Annotated in this window: 23 protein-coding genes, 2 tRNA genes and 1 pseudogene; 11 read left to right on the forward strand and 15 right to left on the reverse strand. The window is 34.9% G+C overall.

The window, feature by feature from the left end:
* Positions 1-33 precede the first annotated feature (33 nt).
* From rplL to OPR43_RS08390, 12 genes are all read right to left on the reverse strand, one after another.
* Entirely contained in the window at positions 34-435 is a 402-nt protein-coding gene (gene rplL, locus OPR43_RS04345) for a 50S ribosomal protein L7/L12 (RefSeq protein WP_253307301.1), read from the reverse strand.
* 26 nt (positions 436-461) lie between these two features.
* On the reverse strand, positions 462-980 hold the full coding sequence (gene rplJ, locus OPR43_RS04350) for a 50S ribosomal protein L10 (protein WP_265034342.1): 519 nt from the start codon (positions 978-980) through the stop codon (positions 462-464).
* A 12-nt stretch (positions 981-992) separates the two neighbouring features.
* Positions 993-1,646: a 50S ribosomal protein L1 gene (rplA, locus tag OPR43_RS04355; protein ID WP_265025463.1), complete on the reverse strand. Its 654-nt coding sequence runs from the start codon at positions 1,644-1,646 to the stop codon at positions 993-995.
* Positions 1,647-1,650: 4 nt separating this feature from the next.
* Entirely contained in the window at positions 1,651-2,091 is a 441-nt protein-coding gene (locus OPR43_RS04360; RefSeq protein WP_265034343.1) for a 50S ribosomal protein L11, read from the reverse strand.
* Positions 2,092-2,093: 2 nt separating this feature from the next.
* Positions 2,094-2,930: a transcription termination/antitermination protein NusG gene (nusG, locus tag OPR43_RS04365; RefSeq protein ID WP_265034344.1), complete on the reverse strand. Its 837-nt coding sequence runs from the start codon at positions 2,928-2,930 to the stop codon at positions 2,094-2,096.
* Positions 2,920-3,129 (reverse strand): preprotein translocase subunit SecE, encoded by a 210-nt coding sequence (gene secE, locus OPR43_RS04370; RefSeq protein WP_320157457.1) that lies wholly within the window; start codon positions 3,127-3,129, stop codon positions 2,920-2,922. Before secE ends, nusG begins: the two co-directional genes overlap by 11 nt.
* Before the next feature lie 10 nt (positions 3,130-3,139).
* A tRNA-Trp gene (locus OPR43_RS04375) sits at positions 3,140-3,212 on the reverse strand.
* A 13-nt stretch (positions 3,213-3,225) separates the two neighbouring features.
* A complete protein-coding gene (gene tuf, locus OPR43_RS04380) occupies positions 3,226-4,398 on the reverse strand; it encodes an elongation factor Tu (protein ID WP_265025679.1) in 1,173 nt (390 codons plus the stop codon).
* An 11-nt stretch (positions 4,399-4,409) separates the two neighbouring features.
* Entirely contained in the window at positions 4,410-6,482 is a 2,073-nt protein-coding gene (gene fusA / locus OPR43_RS04385; protein ID WP_265034345.1) for an elongation factor G, read from the reverse strand.
* Positions 6,483-6,503: 21 nt separating this feature from the next.
* Positions 6,504-6,983 (reverse strand): 30S ribosomal protein S7, encoded by a 480-nt coding sequence (gene rpsG / locus OPR43_RS04390; protein ID WP_007549313.1) that lies wholly within the window; start codon positions 6,981-6,983, stop codon positions 6,504-6,506.
* A gap of 5 nt (positions 6,984-6,988) precedes the next feature.
* Positions 6,989-7,363 (reverse strand): 30S ribosomal protein S12, encoded by a 375-nt coding sequence (gene rpsL / locus OPR43_RS04395; RefSeq protein WP_006279787.1) that lies wholly within the window; start codon positions 7,361-7,363, stop codon positions 6,989-6,991.
* 525 nt (positions 7,364-7,888) lie between these two features.
* Positions 7,889-8,035, reverse strand: coding sequence for a hypothetical protein (locus OPR43_RS08390; RefSeq protein WP_265035733.1), 147 nt, complete (start codon positions 8,033-8,035; stop codon positions 7,889-7,891).
* Positions 8,036-8,074: 39 nt separating this feature from the next.
* On the opposite strand from OPR43_RS08390, the gene OPR43_RS04405 reads away from it, so the two are divergent.
* Both OPR43_RS04405 and radC read left to right on the forward strand, forming a co-directional pair.
* Positions 8,075-8,230 (forward strand): hypothetical protein, encoded by a 156-nt coding sequence (locus tag OPR43_RS04405; RefSeq protein WP_265034346.1) that lies wholly within the window; start codon positions 8,075-8,077, stop codon positions 8,228-8,230.
* 133 nt (positions 8,231-8,363) lie between these two features.
* Positions 8,364-9,038 carry a RadC family protein gene (gene radC, locus OPR43_RS04410; protein WP_265035658.1) on the forward strand — a complete coding sequence of 225 codons (675 nt, stop codon included), beginning with the start codon at positions 8,364-8,366 and terminating at the stop codon, positions 9,036-9,038.
* 253 nt (positions 9,039-9,291) lie between these two features.
* Here radC and OPR43_RS04415 read toward each other — a convergent pair.
* Positions 9,292-9,368 (reverse strand) — tRNA-Arg (locus OPR43_RS04415).
* A 147-nt stretch (positions 9,369-9,515) separates the two neighbouring features.
* Between OPR43_RS04415 and OPR43_RS04420 the strand changes: the two genes are divergently transcribed.
* From OPR43_RS04420 to OPR43_RS08200, 6 genes are all read left to right on the forward strand, one after another.
* Positions 9,516-10,244 carry an ABC transporter ATP-binding protein gene (locus OPR43_RS04420; protein ID WP_265034347.1) on the forward strand — a complete coding sequence of 243 codons (729 nt, stop codon included), beginning with the start codon at positions 9,516-9,518 and terminating at the stop codon, positions 10,242-10,244.
* Positions 10,245-10,571: 327 nt separating this feature from the next.
* Positions 10,572-10,739 carry a twin-arginine translocase TatA gene (gene tatA / locus OPR43_RS04425; protein ID WP_265025453.1) on the forward strand — a complete coding sequence of 56 codons (168 nt, stop codon included), beginning with the start codon at positions 10,572-10,574 and terminating at the stop codon, positions 10,737-10,739.
* 166 nt (positions 10,740-10,905) lie between these two features.
* Entirely contained in the window at positions 10,906-11,562 is a 657-nt protein-coding gene (locus OPR43_RS04430) for an exopolysaccharide biosynthesis protein (RefSeq protein WP_264705549.1), read from the forward strand.
* Between the two features lie 96 nt (positions 11,563-11,658).
* On the forward strand, positions 11,659-12,315 hold the full coding sequence (locus OPR43_RS04435; protein ID WP_265034348.1) for an exopolysaccharide biosynthesis protein: 657 nt from the start codon (positions 11,659-11,661) through the stop codon (positions 12,313-12,315).
* Positions 12,308-13,681, forward strand: a complete 1,374-nt coding sequence (gene cysS, locus OPR43_RS04440; protein ID WP_265034349.1) for a cysteine--tRNA ligase — start codon at positions 12,308-12,310, stop codon at positions 13,679-13,681. Before OPR43_RS04435 ends, cysS begins: the two co-directional genes overlap by 8 nt.
* 5 nt (positions 13,682-13,686) lie before the next feature.
* Positions 13,687-14,106 (forward strand): DedA family protein, encoded by a 420-nt coding sequence (locus OPR43_RS08200; protein ID WP_406832528.1) that lies wholly within the window; start codon positions 13,687-13,689, stop codon positions 14,104-14,106.
* A 155-nt stretch (positions 14,107-14,261) separates the two neighbouring features.
* On the opposite strand, the gene OPR43_RS08120 is transcribed toward OPR43_RS08200, so the two are convergent.
* Together OPR43_RS08120 and gatB are read right to left on the reverse strand one after the other, a co-directional pair.
* Positions 14,262-15,989: an NB-ARC domain-containing protein gene (locus OPR43_RS08120; RefSeq protein WP_320157476.1), complete on the reverse strand. Its 1,728-nt coding sequence runs from the start codon at positions 15,987-15,989 to the stop codon at positions 14,262-14,264.
* Between the two features lie 99 nt (positions 15,990-16,088).
* Positions 16,089-17,504: pseudogene (gene gatB / locus OPR43_RS04450) on the reverse strand (Asp-tRNA(Asn)/Glu-tRNA(Gln) amidotransferase subunit GatB); the annotation flags it as partial.
* Positions 17,505-17,724: 220 nt separating this feature from the next.
* Between gatB and OPR43_RS04455 the strand changes: the two are divergent.
* From OPR43_RS04455 to gmk, 3 genes are read left to right on the forward strand one after another with little or no spacing between them, the layout of a single operon-like run.
* Positions 17,725-18,927: an ankyrin repeat domain-containing protein gene (locus OPR43_RS04455; RefSeq protein WP_265034350.1), complete on the forward strand. Its 1,203-nt coding sequence runs from the start codon at positions 17,725-17,727 to the stop codon at positions 18,925-18,927.
* The gene (locus OPR43_RS04460) at positions 18,920-20,725 is read left to right on the forward strand and encodes a pentapeptide repeat-containing protein (protein WP_265034351.1); all 1,806 of its coding nucleotides are present in this window, start codon (positions 18,920-18,922) and stop codon (positions 20,723-20,725) included. Before OPR43_RS04455 ends, OPR43_RS04460 begins: the two co-directional genes overlap by 8 nt.
* Positions 20,709-21,314, forward strand: coding sequence for a guanylate kinase (gene gmk, locus OPR43_RS04465; protein ID WP_265026619.1), 606 nt, complete (start codon positions 20,709-20,711; stop codon positions 21,312-21,314). The genes OPR43_RS04460 and gmk overlap by 17 nt, the downstream gene beginning before the upstream one ends.
* The last annotated feature ends 126 nt before the right edge of the window (positions 21,315-21,440 follow it).

The raw sequence follows: 21,440 nt of genomic DNA on the forward strand, positions 1-21,440 counted from the left end.
AGCTATATCAATATAAAATTAATACATTAAATATTATTCAAGCTCCACTTTAGTTGCTCCTGCTTCAATAAGTTTTTGCTTGATTTTTTCTGCTTCGTCTTTAGGAACATTAGCAGTCAAATCTTTAGGTAAAGATTCAACCAACTCTTTTGCTTCTTTTAAACCCAATGTAGAATTAACTTCTCTCACAGCTTTAATAACTCCTATTTTTTTACTCGCATCAATTTCTTTAATCACAACTTTATACTCAGCTTTTTCTTGAGCAGCAGGAGCAGCAGCATTATCACTAATAGGCGCCCCAGCACCAACAGCTCCACCAAGAAAAGAACCAGCAGGCAACCCTATTTTCTCTTCTAGAACTTTTACAAGTTCAGAAGCCTCTAATAGGTTTAAAGATAATATTTTATCAACCAAATCACTTGTTACATTACTCATAATTATCACCTTACTTAACAACAAATTTATTTTTTAGAACTATAATAATCCAAAACTCTCATAAGCCTCATAGAAGATGAATTAATAGACAACGCCAACCGAGCAGGAATATCATAAGATATTAAACGCATAATTTTAACACGCAATTCATCCAGAGAAGGCAACTTAGCCAGTTTATTAACATCTTCCACTGTTAACAATTCATTTAAATGAGCTGCGCAAATCACAGACATTTTTTCTTTGTTAGCATTAGTAAAATCAACTATTAATTTTGCAGCTTCTACTATGCCACTAGAGTATATAATAGCAACAGGACCAGAAAATTTGCCTGATAAATAAGAAAATTTACCAGTCCTTTCTAAAGCCAAGCGAGCTAGAGTATTTTTAACTACTAATACCCCACCTGCTATAGACTTCAGGCTATTTCTCAGAGTTAACGAATCATTAGCATTTATAGATTTAAAATTTACTAATATTAAGAAATCATTATTTACAAATACGTTTATTGTGCTCTGTATAAATTCATCCTTATTTTTACGCTTCACGGTATCACTCCCTTAAATTACATCTTCCACTTTGCTTATCTTATAAGCTTTACCCATAGTTGAATTTAAAAAAACACCCTTAAAGTAAATTCCTTTCACAGAAATAGGTTTATTATCTTTAATTACTTTAAGAAAGGCTTTTAAATTTTCTAGCAAGTCATCAATATCAAATTTAATATTTCCTAATTTACCATGAATAACACCATTTTTATCTGTTCTAAATTTCACCTGACCAGACTTAATGGTTTTAATAGCTTCTGCAATGTTAGAAGTCACAGTACCAAATTTAGGGTTAGGCATCAGCCCTTTAGCACCCAATACTTTTGCAATAGGAGTGATTTTTGCCATAAAATCAGGAGTAGTAATGCACCAATCAACATCTAATTTTCTACCTTTTTTTATTTCTTCAACTAAATCCTCTCCTCCTGCAATATCAGCACCAGCTTTTTCAGCTTCTAATAAATGTTTATCTTGAGCGAAAACAGCTACTTTAATATTTTTCCCGATACCTTTAGGCAAAACTACTGTACCACGCACCTGCTCTTCAGATTTACGTGAATCTACGCCTAAATTGACTGCAATATCAACTGATTCATTAAATTTTGCTGAAGCAGACTCAACAATCTTCTTCAAACACTGCTTAGGATTATCATTATATGTATTCATTTACCTAACCTTCCACAACTTCTATACCCATAGATTTCGCAGTGCCTACAACCATTTTCACTGCTGAATCTTCATTATCCACCTTCATATCAACCATCTTGCACTTTGCCACTTTAATTATAGCAGACATAGGTAATTTAGCCACTAATTCTTTACCAGGATTACCAGAACTTTTACTTAATTTAGCCTCCTGCTTAAGTAAATAAGCCACAGGCGGACCGCTGACAGTAAAATCATGAGAGCGATCATCCTTTATGGAAATTCGCACTGTTACTAAATCGCCTACTTTATAATTAGCGTTAGCAGTGCTAGTAACTTTATTAAAAGCTTCACAAAACTTAGGAACAGGTATACCACGTGGACCAAGTACTGAAGCAATTTTCGGTCCTGGAACTGCTTTCCCAGCTTCCATAAGTAAGTTAATCTTAGCAACTATAACACTCATAATTAATCCTCTATTTTCTCTACTTGAGCCAGATCAAGCTCTATTATTGTCGGCTTACCTAAAATTGATACTTCCACATTAATAATTTTTTTCTCATCGTTTACCATATTTACCTTACCAGTAAAATTTTGAAAAAGACCATCATTAATTTTCACTTTTTCACCTTTTTCATAACCACAACCTAACTTCTTTGTCTCTTGAGCATCATAAAGTGCATTACACATTGAGTGAATCTCATCATCCAAAATCACCTTTGGAATATTACCATTTTTCAAAAATCCATAAACCTTAAGAGATTTTGGTATATTATTGATAAAATTCAATACTTCATCGCATAAATTCACGTATAAAAAGACATAACCAGGAAAGCATTTCCTTCGTGTAGCAATTTTCTTAGATTTCAACTCTACTTCACTTAGCTCTTCATATGGAATAAAAACTTCCTTAAAGTAATCATTAACACCCAATCTCATAGAATTTTCCAATATATGTTGGCGCACTTTCTCTTCACAATTGGAAGCAACTCTCAAGATATACCATTTATATCTATTAAATTCTTTACACTTTAAACTTATTTCATCATCTGAAATCATCTCAAAATCACCAGATTCGCCACTGCAGAATCCAGGCGTTTGATTCAAAATATTTTTGCTTTCATCACATAGATGCATATATACATACACTTCACATAACTCTTTTATATCAGACTTTGAATTACATACCGTTTGATAAGGAATAAACACTTCCTTAAAATAAACAGCATCACTTACCAATTCGCGTATATTTTGCTCATATCCATAATCAACTTTAATGATATACCATTTATATTCACATTCCATAAATAATTCCAAATAAAGCCTTAATTACGTAAAGAGACATAAAATCCACAAAACAGAAGAAAATCGAAAAGCATAATATAACAATCATTACAACAAATAGAGATGACAACACCTCCTGTTTCTTTACCCAAGCAATTCTTCGTATTTCTTGCTTTATATCACAGAAAAAAACACACAAACTTTTTAACATTTTCACCACAACATTAATGCAGGAGCGATAGGAATTGAACCTACAACCTCTGGTTTTGGAGACCAGCGCTCTACCAATTGAGCTACACTCCTATAACTCAAACTCTCACTCCAAAATTTCAGAAACAACACCAGAACCAACAGTTCTACCGCCTTCTCTTATCGCAAAACGCAATCCCTTATCCATTGCTATCGGTACTTGCAATTCTACTTCTACACTCACATTATCTCCTGGCATTACCATCTCCTTCCCATCTAGCAATTTTATGCTCCCAGTTACATCCGTTGTCCTTAAATAAAACTGTGGCTGGTAATTCGCAAAAAATGGTGTATGCCTTCCTCCTTCCTCTTTCTTTAATATATAAACCTCCGCCTTAAACTTTCTATGCGGCGTTATCGTCCCCGGTTTTGCTAATACTTGCCCTCTCTCCACTTCTTCTCTTTTTGTTCCTCTTAACAATATTCCTACATTGAGTCCTGCACTTCCCTTATCCAGCAACTTCTTAAACATTTCTACACCTGTGCATATCGTCTTTTGCGTCTCCTTCAGACCTATTATCTCTATCTCTTCTCCCGTCTTTATCTCTCCCTTCTCTATTCTTCCTGTTACCACCGTCCCTCGCCCCGATATCGAAAATACATCTTCGATTGGCAATAAAAATGGTAAATCCACAGGCCTTGGTGGAACCGCCACATATTCATCTAACTTTTCCATCAATTTGTCTATTGATTTCTTTCCATATTCGCCGCTGTCATCCTCCAGCGCCTTGAGTGCTGACCCAACTACCACAGGCACTTCATCCCCTGGAAATCCGTATTTACTCAGCAATTCCCTCACTTCCATTTCTACTAAATCTATCATATCAGCATCAGCAACATCAGCTTTATTTATATACACCACGATATATCCAACACCTACCTGCTTCGCCAGCAATATATGCTCTCTCGTTTGTGGCATTGGCCCATCAACTCCCGACACTACCAATATCGCTGCATCCATCTGTGCTGCACCTACTATCATATTCTTTACATAGTCAGCATGTCCAGGACAATCAACGTGTGCATAATGCCTTTTTTCCGTCTGATACTCAACATGCGCTGTTGCTATCGTTATCCCCCTCTTCCTTTCTTCTGGCGCTTTATCTATCTGATCGTACGCTACAAAATTTCCATAATGCTTTGTTATCGCCGCTGTTAACGTTGTCTTCCCATGATCCACATGTCCTATTGTTCCCACATTTACATGCGGCTTTCCAAATGCTTCCACTACTGCTGTCATAATTATTACCCTTAATTATACTTTAACTTTAACTCATCAACCACATATTGTGGTACTTGTTCATAATAAGAAAAATGCATACTATACTGAGCTCTTCCCTGAGATATAGAACGCAAAACATTTATATAACCAAACATATTCGCAAGAGGTACGAAAGCAAGAATTATAGTGCTACTATTATGCGTTTCCATACTTGAAACTTGCCCCCTTCTGCTATTTACATCGCCCATGATATCACCCATATACTCTTCAGGCGTAATGATTTCAACTTTCATTATAGGTTCTAACATTTTTGGACCAGCTTTATTTGCCATCTCTTTAAAAGCACCTTTAGCAGCAAGTTCAAAAGCTAAAGGACTAGAATCAACCTCATGAAAAGCACCATCAAGAAGGGTAGCCTTAAAATCAATCAACGGAAATCCCGAAATTATACCACCTTCTTTTATCAACTCTAAGCCATTTTCTACCCCAGGAATATACTCTTTTGGAATAGCACCACCTACAATTTTACTTTCAAATTGAAACCCAGAACCAGGCTCAAGAGGTTCAAATTTTATTTTAACCTTAGCAAACTGACCAGCCCCACCAGATTGTTTTTTATGAGTGTAATCAATTTCAACAGATTTAGTGATAGTTTCACGATATGCAACTTGAGGCGCACCGACGTTAGCCTCAACGTTAAACTCGCGCTTCATTCTATCAACAATAATCTCAAGATGGAGCTCACCCATGCCTTTCAATATAGTCTGGCCGCTTTCCGCATTTACTGACATTCTTAAAGAAGGATCTTCTGCAACCAATCTATTTAAAGCAATACCTAATTTTTCCTGATCTGAAGTAGTTTTAGGTTCCACAGCAATTTCAATAACAGGCTCAGGAAATTCCATACGCTCTAATAATATAGGAAAATCAGGTGAACATAAAGTGTCGCCAGTAATTGTTCTCTTTAATCCAACTAGGGCAACTATATCGCCAACTTTAGCTTCGTTTATATCTTCTCTGTTATTTGCATGCATAAGCAGCATTCTGCCAATTCCTTCAGTCTCATTTTTTCCCGCATTTAACACAGCAGATTTAGATTTTAACTTACCGGAATAAATACGAATAAACGTCAAGCTGCCTACAAACTTATCCGTCATCACTTTAAACGCAAGAGCAACGAATTTCTCTTTTTCTGAAGGTTTGATCTCAATTTTCTTTTCTAAATCTTTAGGATCAGTTCCAACAATTACATCAACATCAATAGGAGAAGGTAAAAAGTCAACCACACCATCTAAAAGTGGTTGTACGCCTTTATTTTTAAAAGCTGATCCACATAATACAGGAACAAATTTTCCTTTAATGGTCCCATTTCTCACGCATTTTTTCAGTAAATCCACTGGCAGATCATTAGACTCAAAGTAAGTGTTCATCGCTTCATCATCCATCTCAGCTGCAGCATCTAATAAAAGATTTCGATATTCTTGAGCCTTGTCAAGCAAATCAGAAGGAATATCTTCATAAGAAAATTTAGCGCCCAACGTTTCTTCTTGCCATATAATGGCTTTCATAGAAATAAGGTCAATTATACCTTTGAAATCTTTCTCACTTCCTATTGGCAACTGAATGACTAAAGGTGCTGCACCAAGCTTCGTCTTTATCATATCAACACATCGATAAAAATTTGCCCCTATTCTATCCATCTTATTAACAAAGCAGATACGAGGAACGCTATATTTATCAGCTTGACGCCAAACTGTCTCAGATTGAGGTTCAACTCCAGCAACTCCATCAAATACAGCAACTGCACCATCCAAAACCCTTAAAGATCTCTCAACTTCAATAGTGAAATCAACGTGACCAGGAGTGTCTATTATATTGACCCTATGATCATTCCAAAAACATGTTGTTGCAGCAGATGTGATTGTAATACCACGCTCTTTTTCCTGCTCCATCCAATCCATAGAAGCTGCCCCATCATGCACTTCACCAATTCTATTTTGCTTACCAGTATAAAATAAAATACGCTCTGTTGTGGTAGTCTTACCAGCATCTATGTGAGCCATTATCCCTATATTTCTGTATTTAGATATCCCAATTTCCATATCACAATTAATTAGCTAACATTAAAAACGAAGATGAGAAAATGCTTTATTAGCCTCAGCCATTTTATATTTTTCTTCGCACATCTTAAACGCACCACCGCGTTTATTATAAGCATCCAGTATTTCAGATTGCAAACAATCAACAGTGGTTTTTCCACTCTTTTTTCGAGCAGCAGAAGTTGCTTTAGCAATCCACCTTAACGCTAAAGAAACCGCTCTATCTTGTCGAACTTCAACAGGCACTTGATAAGTTGCACCACCAATGCGTCGAGAACGCACTTCTATAGAAGGAGTAACATTTCCTACCGCTGTTTCAAAAATTGATAACCCACCTTCACCTATTTTCTTTTCAGCTAAAGACAAAGCGTCATAGATAATCTTTTCTGCAGTAGATTTTTTACCACATTTCATGATTGTATTAATGAAACGCATCAGCAAAACACTGCCATAACGCGAATCAGGACTTATTTCTCTTTTTTTTGCTTTATTCCGACGAGCCATAAACTTTAACCAGATTTCTTTACACCATATTTTGAACGAGCTTTCTTTCGATTTTGCACACCACGCAGATCAAGGGCACCTCTTATTATGTGATAACGCACACCTGGCAAATCTTTAACCCGCCCACCACGTATCAAAACAACAGAGTGCTCTTGTAAATTATGACCTTCACCAGGTATATAAGCTGTCACTTCACCATACCCACTAATTTTTACTCTGGCTACTTTACGGAGTGCTGAGTTAGGCTTCCTAGGAGTTGTAGTATACACCTTAGTGCAAACACCCCTCCTTTGAGGGTTGCTTTCTCCCAAAGCTGGTACCTTTTTCTTATGGGTCAATCCTAATCTACCCTTACGTATTAATTGATTTATCGTAGGCATATGTTATAAACTCAAGCTCATTAAAATAACTAAGTTTTTAGTTATAAAATAATAAACCTCAATAGTCAATATAAAAATAAAAATTACTACTCTAATAATTAAGCTCAACTGCTTTGAAAGCCATCAGTAGACTTCTTGCATCACCTCCCAAGCCGCAATTGTCATTCAGTAGAAACGAAAAACTTGCTTGACACCCTTTGCCAGCCCCCTTATTATGACAATAAGGGTATTTATGACTCAAAACTTGTTTTTGACCTGCAGGCTCAATGACAAAATTCAGTAAAAAACTCAGGGTATTTATTGGCGGATTACATAAAATTATAGCGGCTGCATGTCTTTTTTATTTTTTCTACATTCAGCCAAATCGCGCTTATTTTAAGCGTTAGCACATTATTACAGCGCCAGTTTAAATTATTATAGGGTCAAAACTCGCACCACGGGGCTTTTTTTGCCTTTTTTTTATTTGGTAAATTTCTTAATGTTTATAGCTAAAAGAGCCCAAGAGAGGTCAGTGCCCCTGTGATGTCATTCCAGTGCTTGACACTGGAATCCAGTTTTCCATATAATCTCATCGAAAACGTTGTAACCACTTTCTATGCTAGTTTGCTTGTAAACAAGCAAACTTTCCTGGATCCCAGTGTCTGGGCACTGGGATGACAAAAAAAGGAGCACTGGGATGACACCATTCTTTTTCCTGGATTCCAAACTGGGATGACAGCTAGCCTGACAATCGTCATTCCGCTACGTGTTAGCGGGATCTATGCTCAGAGATACCGTGACAGTATGACAGTTCGCGGCAGTATGACGATAACCTCGTCATCCCGCTACTTGTTAGCGGCTAAGAGATACCGCGACGGTATGACGTAGAGCTCGCGTTAGCTACTTTCATGACACCATTTGCTGTCTTCAAAAATTTACAATTGTGCGTCACGCGCTTTATTAAATATTTTACTTAAAAATCTAATTTCTTATTATATAAGAGATAGGCAATTCATTAATGATGAAAAATTACAAAAAGGGGCATAGAAAGCGCCTAAGAGAGAAAATTATTTTAGATAATGGACAATCATTACTTGATTATGAAGTTTTAGAGCACATTTTATATTCAGCATACAGTAGAATTGATGTAAAACCGATAGCAAAGAGTTTGATAGAAAATTTTGGCAGTTTGAATAAAGTTTTTAATGCTGACCTGGAAGCACTGCAAAACGTTGATGGTGTCAGCAATGCAGCGATATCTGCCATCTTTTGTGTAAAACAAGCCTTTGTTCGTTCTGCAAGAGAAGAAATAAAAGACCTGCCTATAATCGATAACTGGGAAAAATTGCTTGATTATTTAAGAACAAGTATAGGAAGCCTCAATAAGGAAAATTTTCGCGTCATCTATATGAATAAAAAGTATCGTCTAATAGCGGAAGACCTGCAAAACATTGGTACAGTAGATCAAACTCCTCTTTATGTCAGAGAGATCATCAAGCGCGCACTTTTGATTGGTTCAACGTCCATTGTAATATCTCACAATCATCCAAGCGGAGATACACAACCTTCAAATAGCGATATATCTCTCACTAGACAACTAGCAGAAGCTTGCCAAAGTATAGGAATAGAATTAATAGATCACATTATTATTACATTCAGTAGCTATTTTAGTTTCAAGGAAAATAGGTTATTGTGAAAGCTTTTATAGCTACAGTAACTTAGGTTTACCGACAATCGTCATCCCGCTACTTGTTAGCGGCTAAGAGATACCGCGGCGGTATAGTAACTCGTCATTCCGCTACGTGTTAGCGGCTGAGATACCGCGGCGGTATGACGTGTTGCTTGGGCCAGCTATACATATTAACTTAAAGGGAATTTATATCTCAAAACCGCAAAAAAAGGTGTGTGTATTTGTGAAAAAAAATCTCCATGAAATTTGTGAAGCAATGTGGTGGGACTAGTGCGATTCGAACGCACGACCTTCGGATTAGGAGTCCAACGCTCTATCCTGCTGAGCTATAGTCCCGTGTTTCCTACCATTCATGTAAAGTTATAGCAAAAAATCCTTTCTTTTCTAGATTTCTTGCATAACCAATTTATGACGACAAAAAACATTTCTGTACTTCTTGAGTATAATGCTATTATATTTAATAACATGGTTTAAGTAAGATTAATGCTAGTTAACAACATTGGTTATTTCTATAACAATCAAAACGACTTTGCTTTAAACAATATAAACATTAAAGTAAAGAAAGGAAATGTTGCATGTTTATTGGGGCATTCTGGCTGTGGCAAGTCAACAATTTTGAAATTAATTGCGGGGATAGAAAATCCAAAATCTGGAACTATTTTTATAAATGATAGGTTAGTTGCAAGCAATAAGGCATCAGTCACTATAGAGCATAGAAATATCGGATTGATTTTTCAGCATTCTGCATTATTTCCTCATAAAACAGTAGTAGAAAATATAACCTTTGCTATCCGCAGCTCTTCCAAGAGAGAAAAGCACCTAATTGCATTGGAAATTTTGAAGTTACTCAATATAGAAAAATACGAAAATATGTACCCTAACGCCTTATCTGGAGGACAGCAACAATTAGTTGCAATAGCAAGAGTGATGGCACAAAACCCTGATGTTGTGTTGTTAGATGAACCATTTTCTAATTTAGATATACTGCTCAAGTGCCGAATAAGACAACATATATTGTCCCTTTTTAGAAGTAAAAATATCCCTGTGCTAATGGTAACTCATGACCCGCAAGAAGCATTGAAAGTTGCAGATTTTATCTACGTAATGAAAAATGGTAAAATTATTCAATCAGGAGTTTCTAGCGATATATACCATAGGCCTAAAGATGATACGCTAGCAAAGTTTTTTAGTGAGCTCTCTTCTACTCTATAGTTAAGCGAAAAGTTTCCACTTATTCGCTGCAAGAAAATAATCTAGTCTGGAATTGTTATAAGATATAGCTCACACAGATAAAGTTTACTCTTTTGTCATCCTATGGCTTGACCATAGAAAAAAATCTAGATTCCAGCGTCACGCGCTAACTTAAATTGTTCAATACAACCATAAAATTTGTTTCGGTAAACCTAATTTGGGTTAGCTATAGAATTAAATATTAAAAAACCTTGATTTATAATTAAATAAAGGTGATATAATCTATGTGTTACTTGACTTCAGTCAAGTTTTAATATTTAAAGGTCAATATTTTAAATGGAGGTGGAAATGAGTTTAGGACCATGGCAATTGTTTCTAGTCTTAATAATAATTTTAGTTCTGTTTGGTGCAGGCAAATTACCGCAAGTTATGGGTGATTTAGGAAAAGGCATCAAAAACCTTAAACAGGAGCTTAAGGACTCAGAAAAATTATCGCCTAACGAACCAGATCGTTAGCGTCCTCATACTTCGTGACATGCACCTTAGTGCATGTCATCTGTTTAAAAACTTAGTCAGGTTAAAGAATGAAAGAGATGAAGTGTTGGTATGAAATAAATAACAAATATTGAAATACAGCAACAACTATGTTAGCTTAGGAGGAATATTTTATTAAAGGATAATTGTGCAAAAAAGTGAGAAACTAACTAAAGATAAAAAACTAGCTTCTGATATTCTAAAAGAGGTTGCAGATACCAATAACAATGATAGCGATAAAGTAACTTTGTTTGACATTAAAACAGCTTTGCATGAGCGCGGTTTTGGTATTTTAATAATCATCTTCTCCTTGCCGCTATCGGTGCCTATACCGGTTCCACCTGGTTATACAACTATTCTTTCTATACCTTTAATCTTATTCTCACTGCAGCTTCTATTTGGATTTGATTCTCCTTGGATGCCCAGTTGGCTAGAAAGAAGATCTTTTCAGCGTTCAACACTAGCTCTTGTGGTAGAGAAAACTTCCCCTGTATTAGAAAAAATAGAAAAATTCATGAAGCCAAGACTGTCTTTCATTTTCTATGGGCCTGGTGAGAAGATTCTGGCTTTTATGATGTTGCTTTGTGCAATAATAATAGCTCTTCCATTACCTTTTACTCACTTCCTTCCTGCAATTGGCACAACTCTTATTTCACTTAGCATTATGAGTAAAGACGGGTTTCTATCCATATTGGGAGTTTTAGTATCATTGTGTGCGTTGTTGCTTACTCTTGTTGTAATAGTCAAAGGACCACAACTTATAACCGGAGCACTTTCTCTTCTTAAAAGCTTTACAACACTTTAACAAAAGAACGAATTACTAGCGCAAAATGAATAATGCATATTGAAATATGGCAATAATTATGTTAGTTAGAAAGAATAGTTTTATTAAAGAGTAACTGTGCAAAAAAGTAAGAAACTGACCGAAAATAAAAAATTAGCTTCTGATATTCTAAAAGAGGTTGCAGATACCAATAACAATGATAGCGATAAAGTAACTTTGTTTGACATTAAAACAGCTTTGCATGAGCGCGGTTTTGGTATTTTAATAATCATCTTCTCCTTGCCGCTATCGGTGCCTATACCGGTTCCACCTGGTTATACAACTATTCTTTCTATACCTTTAATCTTATTCTCACTGCAACTTTTATTTGGATTTGATTCTCCTTGGATGCCGCATTGGTTGGAAAGAAGATCTTTTCAGCGTTCAACACTAGCTCTTGTGGTGGAAAAAACTTCTCCAGCATTAAGAAAAATAGAAAAGTTCATGAAACCAAGAATGTCTTTTATTTTCTATGGGCCCGGTGAAAAGATTTTAGCTTTTATAATGTTGCTTTGTGCGTTATCAATAGCTCTTCCATTACCTCTTACCAACTTTATTCCTGCAATTGGTACGACTCTTATTTCACTTGGCATTATGAGTAAAGATGGGTTTCTATCCATATTGGGAGTTTTAATATCATTGTGTGGGTTATTGCTTACTCTTGTTGTAGTAGTCAAAGGGCCACAACTTATCATTGGGGCATTTTCTTTTCTCAAAAGCTTCGTATATGGTTAGGCTTTACAATACCTTAACAAAAAAAAAGGAACTTTTTACACCAATCGATAAAGATCATGTGAAAATGTATGTTTGCGGACCAACAGTATATGACACAGCACATATAGGCAATGCACGGTCTGTTGTTGTGTATGATGTGTTATTTCAGCTACTTAAGTTTTGTTATGGCAAAGTTACCTACGTGCGTAACATAACCGACATTGATGATAAGATAATTAATGCAGCAAGTGAGAAAAATAGCAACATAGAAAGTATAACCACATATTACATTAAAGCTTTTCATGATGATATGGAAAGCATAAATTGTAAAGAGCCAACACACGAGCCAAAAGCAACGGAAAACGTAGATTATATTATAGAATTAATTGAACATTTGCTGCGATCTGGTCATGCTTATGAATCCAATAAACATGTATATTTTAGTGTAGAATCTTACCATGAATATGGTGCTTTATCAGGAAAAAAAACTGATGAATTGGTTCCAGGTAGCAGAGTTGAAGTTAATGAAAATAAAAAGCACCCTGGAGATTTTGTACTGTGGAAACCTGCAAGTGATATTGACTACAAACTTTCAAGTTATTGGAATAGCCCATGGGGAGAAGGAAGACCAGGATGGCATATAGAGTGTTCAGCGATGTCATATGCTTACCTTGGCAAGGATTTTGACATTCATGGTGGCGGCATAGATTTACAATTTCCTCACCATGAAAATGAAATTGCACAGAGTAAGTCTGCATTTGCTGGATCAATGTTTGCAAAATACTGGATGCATAACGGTTTTCTTACAGTAAATGAAGAAAAAATGAGCAAGTCCTTATTTAATATAGTCAAAGTAAGAGATTTGCTAGATAGTGGAATAAAGGGTGAAGTAATACGCTATGCACTGCTCAAAACTCACTACAGAAAACCACTTGATTGGACAGAAAACGTTATTTCTGATGCACAGGAAACCTTAAATAAATTTAATCGGTTATCACGTGGTTTAGATACAATAAATATTGATGAAAGTAATGCAGAGATTTCTAAAGATTTTATAGACGCTTTAAAAAACGACTTAAACATTCCTGAAGCCCTAGCTATATTACATGAAATGGCTGCAAAAATCAACAAAATGAGTAATGAAAGTGAAAAGCTTAAATTAACTGAGAGTTTTGTTAAGAGTGCCAGATTTATTGGTCTTCTTGAGTCAAGTTATCAAGAGTGGTTTGCTGTGGATGTAAATCATCAAGAAATAGAAAGGTTGATAGACTTAAGAAAAATTGCAAAAAAAAATAAAAATTACGATACTGCAGACAAAATAAGGGATCAGTTGAAACAAATGGGGATTACAATTTCTGACAATGAAGATGGTACAACAACTTGGTAACTTATATGGAAGATTACTTTCTGCTGTTTAAAGACAGCCTATTATCATCATTAGTCTTACCCATACATCAAGGTTTTGTGTTCAATACGATGCTTTATTTCAGGTCGTATTATACTCCACTACTTATGTTATTTTTTGGAGTACTAGGATCAAGCCTTGGTGGAATAGTTAATTGGTACTTAGGTAGAATAACAATCTCTATACGAAAATCATACCACAAATTAGAAAACGGATATACAATGCCAGAAGCCACAAAAAACTTGCTAATTTTTGCGACTTTATTGCTTTCATGGGTGCCAGCACTTGGGAGTGTGATTCAAATTTTATCAGGTTATTTCAAGTTAAACCTTTATATCCTTGCCCCTTTAATCATTCTATCTAATTTCTTCTATTTGTTATATCTAATACTTACTTTTGGCGTATAACAGCTATAGTACTACAGCTATTCAAGCCCACTTCTGTCATCCTATGGCCTGACAGAGGCTGAGCTATAAATTAAATGCAAAATTTCAATAGTCACGGGATGCACCATGAGCTAAAAGTAACTTTATTTGAAAAAATTTCTCTTATACAAATATCATCAGGAGCAAGGTAGGACATTTGTAATTTTCCAAATTACAAATGTTGTTTTAGTATAACAGTCACTTTTATATTTGGATTCAAAGTCAAGCAGTTTCTCTGCTTCTTCTTCATACTCTTTCAGGTAGTCACTAACACTAATTTTTTTCTTACTTCTACGACTTAGTACAATATTGCTTTCGTTTATATATTTTACTGCTTGCCCCAAAGCTAATGGAAAATACTGCAATTCTTTTGTTAGTTTTTTTATTTCTTCATCTTGTAAATTATTTCTTATATTCAAAGCCTTCTTCACAAACCTCAAAGCTTCTGTTTCAGTAAACTCATCTAATTGTATTACTTGTATCTTACCTTCCTCTTCTCCTACTTTCCAATCTTTACTACGAGAAGTAATTAATACGCAAGGCTTGTTATAGTCCTGGCCTAAAGAGAATGGCAAAAACTTACTAATATCCTCATATCCCTCAGCATTATCAAAAATGAACAGGCTTTTCCTTCCCCTTCTTGCAAAGAAAGCATATATTTCTTTAACAATAGTTTCTATCGTCTTGTCATTTCCGTACTTATCCTGGGGAGGAATACCTAGTTTATCATCCTCAGCTAACTTCAGAAAAGAATTCTTCATAATTCCAAAGTTTTCAGCGTTTACCCATACAACATTGCCATCATAATGTTTTCTATACTCATAAGCATATTTCCTAGCTAACTCACTTTTTCCTATTCCTCCAAGACCACCGATAACAACCATTTGTGATATTGCCGTTAGTTTGCCAGTACTTTCATGCAATTTACCATATATTTCTTGCAATTCGCTGTCCCTCCCAACAAACATCTCAACTGGATATACCATATTAAACTGAATAGGCTTCTCTATCTGCTTGTTATTCTGTGTTGTTGCAACTGCATGTATTTTATGCAGTATTTTACTATCCTTACGCTGTTGTTTTGCTATTTTACCTATTTCTTTATTCCCTTTCTCTACTTCTTGTCTTATCTCACTTAAAGTACTAGCACACATCTCTACTTTTCGGAAAAGCTCTTCGCCTTCTTTATGTGAAAGGAAACGTCCTTCTCTATCCTTCATCCAACCCCATATTTTCATAAAAAGCGCGTTGTAAGCAGTTTCGTCATTACCAAAGTAGTTGAACTTTTCGATCAATTTGTTACTTATCTCATTTTTGATTAATCCTTCCAGTTCAGCATGGTTAGGTAAATTAACTGCAAACACCAATTTATCTAGAAATTCCTCTATTTTCTTATTTATTTCTCCATCGCTAACTTGTCCACCTACCTCACCCTTTATAAAATCCATATTCTCCTGCAAGTGTGAGATAATACTATTATCAAATTTATATCTTATACTACTGCCTATATTCAGAAACTCATCTTCTGTGTTCATCCTTGTAAATGAAATTCCCTTATCTGCTAGACTTTCAAAGTCAAAACCGACATTTGTGGCAATAACAAAATCTTCTATTTCACCCTCGAACTTTCCTCTACTTTTGATTTTTAAATAAGCAACAAGATATTTTACTAAGCTGAATTCACTACTTTTTCGCCATGTTAATAAGTCACCTATGCTGATTTTTCTGTGTCCATCTTGCTTGTGCTTGATTTGTATGAATCTATGTATTATTCTTCTGTTTTGTTCATACCGAAGAACAATATCACCAAAACCTTCAGCTAACTCCATTTCCGTAGCCAAGAGGAAAGGACACTTTTTATCCATCGCACGTTCGAGAAAGAATATGAGCCACAATTTTTGATAGGTAATACCATGGTAAAAGCGTTTTACCTCTCCAGCAGGATAACCTTCGGGCACCTTATCTAACTTTTCACTCAAAATTGAATTCACGACATCAGGGCTGGCTTTTCCCTTGGTGAGTTTCATAACTTCGCCAACAAAGAATCCGTATAATCTTGTTTTACCGCTTTTGTATTCTTGAACTTTATCTTGGTTGTTATTGATGATTTTGTCGATAACTTCTGCTATTTGACCTTTATCAGTTATTTGCTTTAGGTCTTGCTCTTCTATAATTAGAGATGCAGGTTTGCCAGTTTCAAACATAATATCAAAAATTTGTTTGCCAAGTTTAGCAGAGATTGTTCCATCAACGATAAAATCTAAGAGTTCCAACAAGGCATTGGCTTTGATTGGAGAGCTCACAATATCAATACCTGCTTTATTCAAACGACCGAAAAGCTCTACAGTTAACCAAGTAACCGCGAGCTTTGAATCATGTTTTTTTATCAATTCCTCAAAGTAATCAGCGGTTGCCTTATCGGAAGTAATGACGTTTGCATCGTATTCGTTGATACCCAATTCCTCAATGTATCGCAGCTTTTTTTGATCTGGTAACTCAGGCAAAGATGATTGAATTAAATCAATCTTCTCCTGGCTTACCTCAACAGGTAATAAATCAGGCTCAGGGAAGTATCTATAGTCGCTTGCATCCTCTTTGTTTCGCATCACTTTTGTTTTTCCCGAAGCAACGTCAAACAATAAGGTATCTTGACTTATTTCTTCCCCACTTTCTAAAATTTCAATTTGTCTTTGTATTTCATAGTCTATAGCTTGCACAATATAACGTATCGAGTTCAGATTTTTTATCTCACAACGAGTGCCAAATGTGCTACTGCCTTTTAGGCGGACAGAAACATTTGCATCACAACGAAGTGATCCCTTTTCCATATCACCATCACATGAACCAATGTAACGCAAAATCTGCCTCAATTTTTTCATGCATTCTGCAGCTTCCGCAGATGAACGGAGATCTGGTTCTGAAACAATTTCCATTAAAGCAACTCCTGCACGATTTAAATCCACATAAGTTTTGCTTTCCTCATGAACGCTCTTCCCTGCATCTTGCTCTAAATGAATTCTCGCGATTCTTATTTCCTTTTCATTGTCGTTGATAAATACTCTACCATTTTTAACTATTGGCTCAAAAAACTGGGTTATCTGGTAACCTTGCGGTAAATCGGGATAAAAATAATTTTTCCGATCAAAGTAAGAACACTTATTAATTTCTGCAGAAAGTGCAAGACCGGTGCGTATTGCTTGCTCTATGCAGTAATAATTTAGTATTGGCAGTGTACCTGGCATTGCTGCATCAACTAGAGAAACTTGAGTGTTATGCTCAGCACCAAATTCCGTTGATGAGCTAGAAAATAGCTTCGTATTAGAAGAAACTTGAGCGTGCACCTCAAGCCCAATTACCGCTTCCCAATCCTCTTTCGTCATGTATTTTATTTAAATGATAATCTTAATATTCTGCAAAATTAACACAAAAAGTCAAAACAAAACCCACATTTTTATTTTTTGTCTTAACTTTTTAACCTATAGTAATTAAAGTGCAAAAAATCTATTGTTTTTTTATAAATTAAATCCTAAGGCATTTTTTACTGTAGATTAATCATTTGATTATAGTATCATTTTAATTAAGCTTATGCTTGGGATATTTATGAAGAATATTTTATATTTTATATTATTAGCTGTCGTATTCGGATCACCCATCCTGTTTGCTGTAGAGCAATTTGAAGAAAAGAAAATTGAATCAGTTCATAAAAACGAAAATGTAGGTGCAAGGAAGCAAGATTTACTGAGCAGCACAAATCAAAAAGATGAGTTGAAAAGCAACGTCGATGCTAAACAAACACAAGAAGCTGAGAGCAAAAGATTAGACGGCACTACCGATAAAGAGAAGCTGCAACACAACGAGAACAAGGCTTCCGTGGTTGAAAAAACTATAAGTGAGGGTGAAAAGATTGATAAAGATTTGCCAAATGACCCGCTAGAAGAAAGCACAGACAAATTTGCTCGAAATTTACCAAATGTGGCCAATAAAGAAGTGAATAAAGATTTAAAACCAGAGCCTTTGCCTTTAAGTGCTGATTTAAATGAGAATATAGCTGATCTGCAAAAAAATCTACAAGCTGATCAGAAGATTGATATAAAAGATAATGAACTTTCAAAAAGTGATGCGAGTCAATTATTAGAGGAAAAAAAAGAAAAAGTAGAGAGTCAGTTTGAAGAAAAAAAAGTAAAAAGAAGAAGTAATAATTCTAAGGACCGCAATAGAGTAAAACCTATAACTAAAAAAGATGAAGAAGAGCAAAGTGAAAAGAAAAATTTACAAAAATGGACAAAGCTAAACAGAGAACCAATAAAAGAATGGGGTCATAAAGATATACAAAGCAAGTCAATATATAAACGACAATATGATAGCCTTAATGAGCATCTTCCTACGACTATATTTATTGACGATTACAGTAAACAATTTTTTTACTGCATTAAGAAGAACAACTTAACTTGCTTAAGAGGAATAATAAGTAAGCTAGAAAAAATTGGATTAACAACTCAAGAGATACTAAGGTTTAGAAATAAATTGGGTGACACTTCTCTAATTTATGCAGTGAAGCAAGGTGAAATAGACACAGTTCGTTTTCTCTTATTACAAGGTGCTGATCTTAGAGTAGTTAATAATAATTTTCAATCCCCAATTGATATAGCAATCGAAAGAAAGCAGGTCAATATAATAAACGTGATTGCCGAAATGATGCCACACCTTTTGGAGGATAGAAAAATAGACAATAAAGAAAGCTCAGCAATGTACGATTGGGCTGTGAAAACGAAAGAAATACAGTGCGATAAGCAAGATGATTAGATTCTTGATATTAATTTTAGTTGGTCATTTATGTTATGGAAACGAAACAAATGATGAAAAAAATCAGATTAGTGATTTTTTAAACGCTCTGCATGATGCAAAATACGTATCTTACAGTAAAAAAGACTTTGCTGAATTTTTGGTGCAGTGCCACAAAGAGGGCGTGCCAGAAGATTTTAAGAAAGGTTTTGGTTCTAACTTAAATGGAGCTAATTTTAGCCAACTGTACCTAAGTAAATCTGTTTTTGATGGAGTCAGTCTGATTGGTGCCGATTTTTCTAACACCGATTTATCCGACGTGTCTTTCATTGATGTTGATTTACGTGGTGCTAATTTTTCCAATGCTAATTTACATGGCATTAAAATAAAAGGTACAAATTTGAGTTTTACAAAATTTGTTTCTGCAAACTTAACAGATATCGTATTTGATCAGTCTAATGTTAGTTATGCTGATTTTATCAGTTCCGATCTCAAAAAAGTGAGTATGCACAACGTAATTGGTTTGCATACTAATTTCTCGAATGTGAAAATAAATTTCTCCAACTTATCAAACTCGAATGTTAGCCACGTAAATTTTAGTGATAGTGAAATAAACGATACTGTTATGCAGAAAAACAACCTTGATAATGCAAGTTTCTTTGGAGTGGATGCATATAAATTAAAGATACAATTTTCTTCATTAAAAAATGCTAACATATATGGTGCAGAGTTAAAAGAATCAGACTTTACAGGTAGCAATCTTTCCGATGCTTGCCTTAATTCTTCTATCATAATTAACAGTAACTTCGACGAAACTGATTTAAGCAACACACAAATTTCCTATGTGAATGACGATAATTCAAGTTTTGTTCAATCTATACTAAATGGTTCCAAGATAAAACATGCATATGTTTCTGAAGCAAATCTTCACGATGCTGATTTATCCAATATTGATTTTAGTTTTAGTGAACTGCATCAAGTTAATGTCTCTAATGCTGACATTCGTCACGGAAAGTTTCATAATACTAAAGTTGCAAATTCTAACATGAATGGCTCATTTTTTGACCATTCACTATTCACCTATGTGAAGATAGAAGATTCAGACCTTTCTACAACTTCAATGTATAAGATAAAAATCCAAGACTCTCAAGTTTATAACAGTACACTTTCTCGCCATAATATTGATTCCAGTGAAATAGAAAATTCAACATTCTTTAATTTATTAGCTGATAATTCAAGCTGGTCTAATTTAAAAGTAACTAATTCAAATTTTATTGAAAGCGATTTCAGATCTTCTTTGCTTCACGCTAATGCCTTTAGGAAAACTAGCTTTTTTCTTAGCAATTTGAGCAATTCAACAATTAGTGATATGTCTTTTCTCTCTTCAAGCATATATAAAAGTTCAGTTGTTGATGCTCACTTAACAGGTTGCAAATTTGATAATTCAATTTTGATTGACAATAAAGGACAGAAAAAACTTGCAGGTTCAGAAAATGCTATAACTTCGATTAAAGATTTGCAAGAGAAAATATCACAGGGTGAAAAATTTAATGTAAATTATTCTTACTTTGAATTTAAGAATATGAATTTAGAAAATGCCGATTTTTCTAATTCAACATTGAGTAGAGCAAAGTTTGTAAACGTTAATTTGAATAAGGCAAATTTTGAAAAAGCCGATTTGCGCTATACTGTCTTTGATAATTCTTCTCTTATTGGCACCAACTTATCAAATTCTAATTTAGAAGGTTCTAGCTTTTTAAACTCTGATCCAAAAAGTGCCATGTTAAAAAATGCAAAGAAAAATGACCGTAAAAAGTGAGGGCGTATTATTGGTTCTATCCTCCCCTTCTGGAGCTGGAAAAACTACCATATCAGCAAAATTACTTGAGCGATCAACTAATTTAGTTAGGTCTGTTTCTACGACTACGCGCAAGCCTCGCCCCGGCGAAATAAATGGAAAAGACTATTTTTTCGTTACCGAAGAAAAATTTCACGAGTTATGCAAAGCTGGCCAAATGCTTGAATACGCCAAAGTTTTTGAGAATTTTTATGGTATACCAAGAGATTTTATAGAGCAAAACCTGAGCAGTGGAATAAGCGTTTTACTAAGCATAGATTGGCAAGGAGCATTTCACTTATTCAAGCTCATGAGAAAAAAAGTTGTGAGTGTTTTTATACTTCCCCCTTCAATGGAAGAGCTTAGGTTGCGTTTGCAAAAGCGTAATAGTGATGATGCAAGCGAAATAGAGCGCAGATTAGCCGAAGCTCAAAAAGAGATAAGCAAACGTGATAAATATGATTATGTAATAATCAATGATGATATTGATAAAAGTGTAGAAGAGATAAGCTCCATACTAAATAAAGAAAGACTTAAAAAACTAAAAGAAAAACCAAGTCTGGAAGACTGATAAAAACATCAATTTGGATATTTGCAGCTATAGTTTCTTATCCTATTTTAGCCAATAGCACGTTTCGCAGTTTAGCTATATTTATTATTTTTTAAGATTAAATGGTTAAAATAGTAGCAACTGTTC

The sequence above is a fragment of the Wolbachia endosymbiont (group A) of Apoderus coryli genome (assembly GCF_947251615.1).
In the GTDB taxonomy this organism is placed as follows: Bacteria; Pseudomonadota; Alphaproteobacteria; order Rickettsiales; family Anaplasmataceae; genus Wolbachia.

What these genes read in the sequence shown, in the direction of transcription:
- rplL (WP_253307301.1), bottom strand. Translation starts at nt 435, where the DNA reads ATGAGTAATGTAACAAGTGATTTGGTTGATAAAATATTATCTTTAAAC.
- rplA (WP_265025463.1), bottom strand. Translation starts at nt 1,646, where the DNA reads ATGAATACATATAATGATAATCCTAAGCAGTGTTTGAAGAAGATTGTT.
- OPR43_RS04360 (WP_265034343.1), bottom strand. Translation starts at nt 2,091, where the DNA reads ATGAGTGTTATAGTTGCTAAGATTAACTTACTTATGGAAGCTGGGAAA.
- nusG (WP_265034344.1), bottom strand. Translation starts at nt 2,930, where the DNA reads ATGGAATGTGAATATAAATGGTATATCATTAAAGTTGATTATGGATAT.
- tuf (WP_265025679.1), bottom strand. Translation starts at nt 4,398, where the DNA reads ATGACAGCAGTAGTGGAAGCATTTGGAAAGCCGCATGTAAATGTGGGA.
- fusA (WP_265034345.1), bottom strand. Translation starts at nt 6,482, where the DNA reads ATGGAAATTGGGATATCTAAATACAGAAATATAGGGATAATGGCTCAC.
- rpsG (WP_007549313.1), bottom strand. Translation starts at nt 6,983, where the DNA reads ATGGCTCGTCGGAATAAAGCAAAAAAAAGAGAAATAAGTCCTGATTCG.
- rpsL (WP_006279787.1), bottom strand. Translation starts at nt 7,363, where the DNA reads ATGCCTACGATAAATCAATTAATACGTAAGGGTAGATTAGGATTGACC.
- OPR43_RS04405 (WP_265034346.1), top strand. Translation starts at nt 8,075, where the DNA reads ATGACAGCTAGCCTGACAATCGTCATTCCGCTACGTGTTAGCGGGATC.
- radC (WP_265035658.1), top strand. Translation starts at nt 8,364, where the DNA reads ATGAAAAATTACAAAAAGGGGCATAGAAAGCGCCTAAGAGAGAAAATT.
- OPR43_RS04420 (WP_265034347.1), top strand. Translation starts at nt 9,516, where the DNA reads ATGCTAGTTAACAACATTGGTTATTTCTATAACAATCAAAACGACTTT.
- tatA (WP_265025453.1), top strand. Translation starts at nt 10,572, where the DNA reads ATGAGTTTAGGACCATGGCAATTGTTTCTAGTCTTAATAATAATTTTA.
- cysS (WP_265034349.1), top strand. Translation starts at nt 12,308, where the DNA reads ATGGTTAGGCTTTACAATACCTTAACAAAAAAAAAGGAACTTTTTACA.
- OPR43_RS08200 (WP_406832528.1), top strand. Translation starts at nt 13,687, where the DNA reads ATGGAAGATTACTTTCTGCTGTTTAAAGACAGCCTATTATCATCATTA.
- OPR43_RS08120 (WP_320157476.1), bottom strand. Translation starts at nt 15,989, where the DNA reads ATGGATAAAAAGTGTCCTTTCCTCTTGGCTACGGAAATGGAGTTAGCT.
- OPR43_RS04455 (WP_265034350.1), top strand. Translation starts at nt 17,725, where the DNA reads ATGAAGAATATTTTATATTTTATATTATTAGCTGTCGTATTCGGATCA.
- OPR43_RS04460 (WP_265034351.1), top strand. Translation starts at nt 18,920, where the DNA reads ATGATTAGATTCTTGATATTAATTTTAGTTGGTCATTTATGTTATGGA.
- gmk (WP_265026619.1), top strand. Translation starts at nt 20,709, where the DNA reads ATGACCGTAAAAAGTGAGGGCGTATTATTGGTTCTATCCTCCCCTTCT.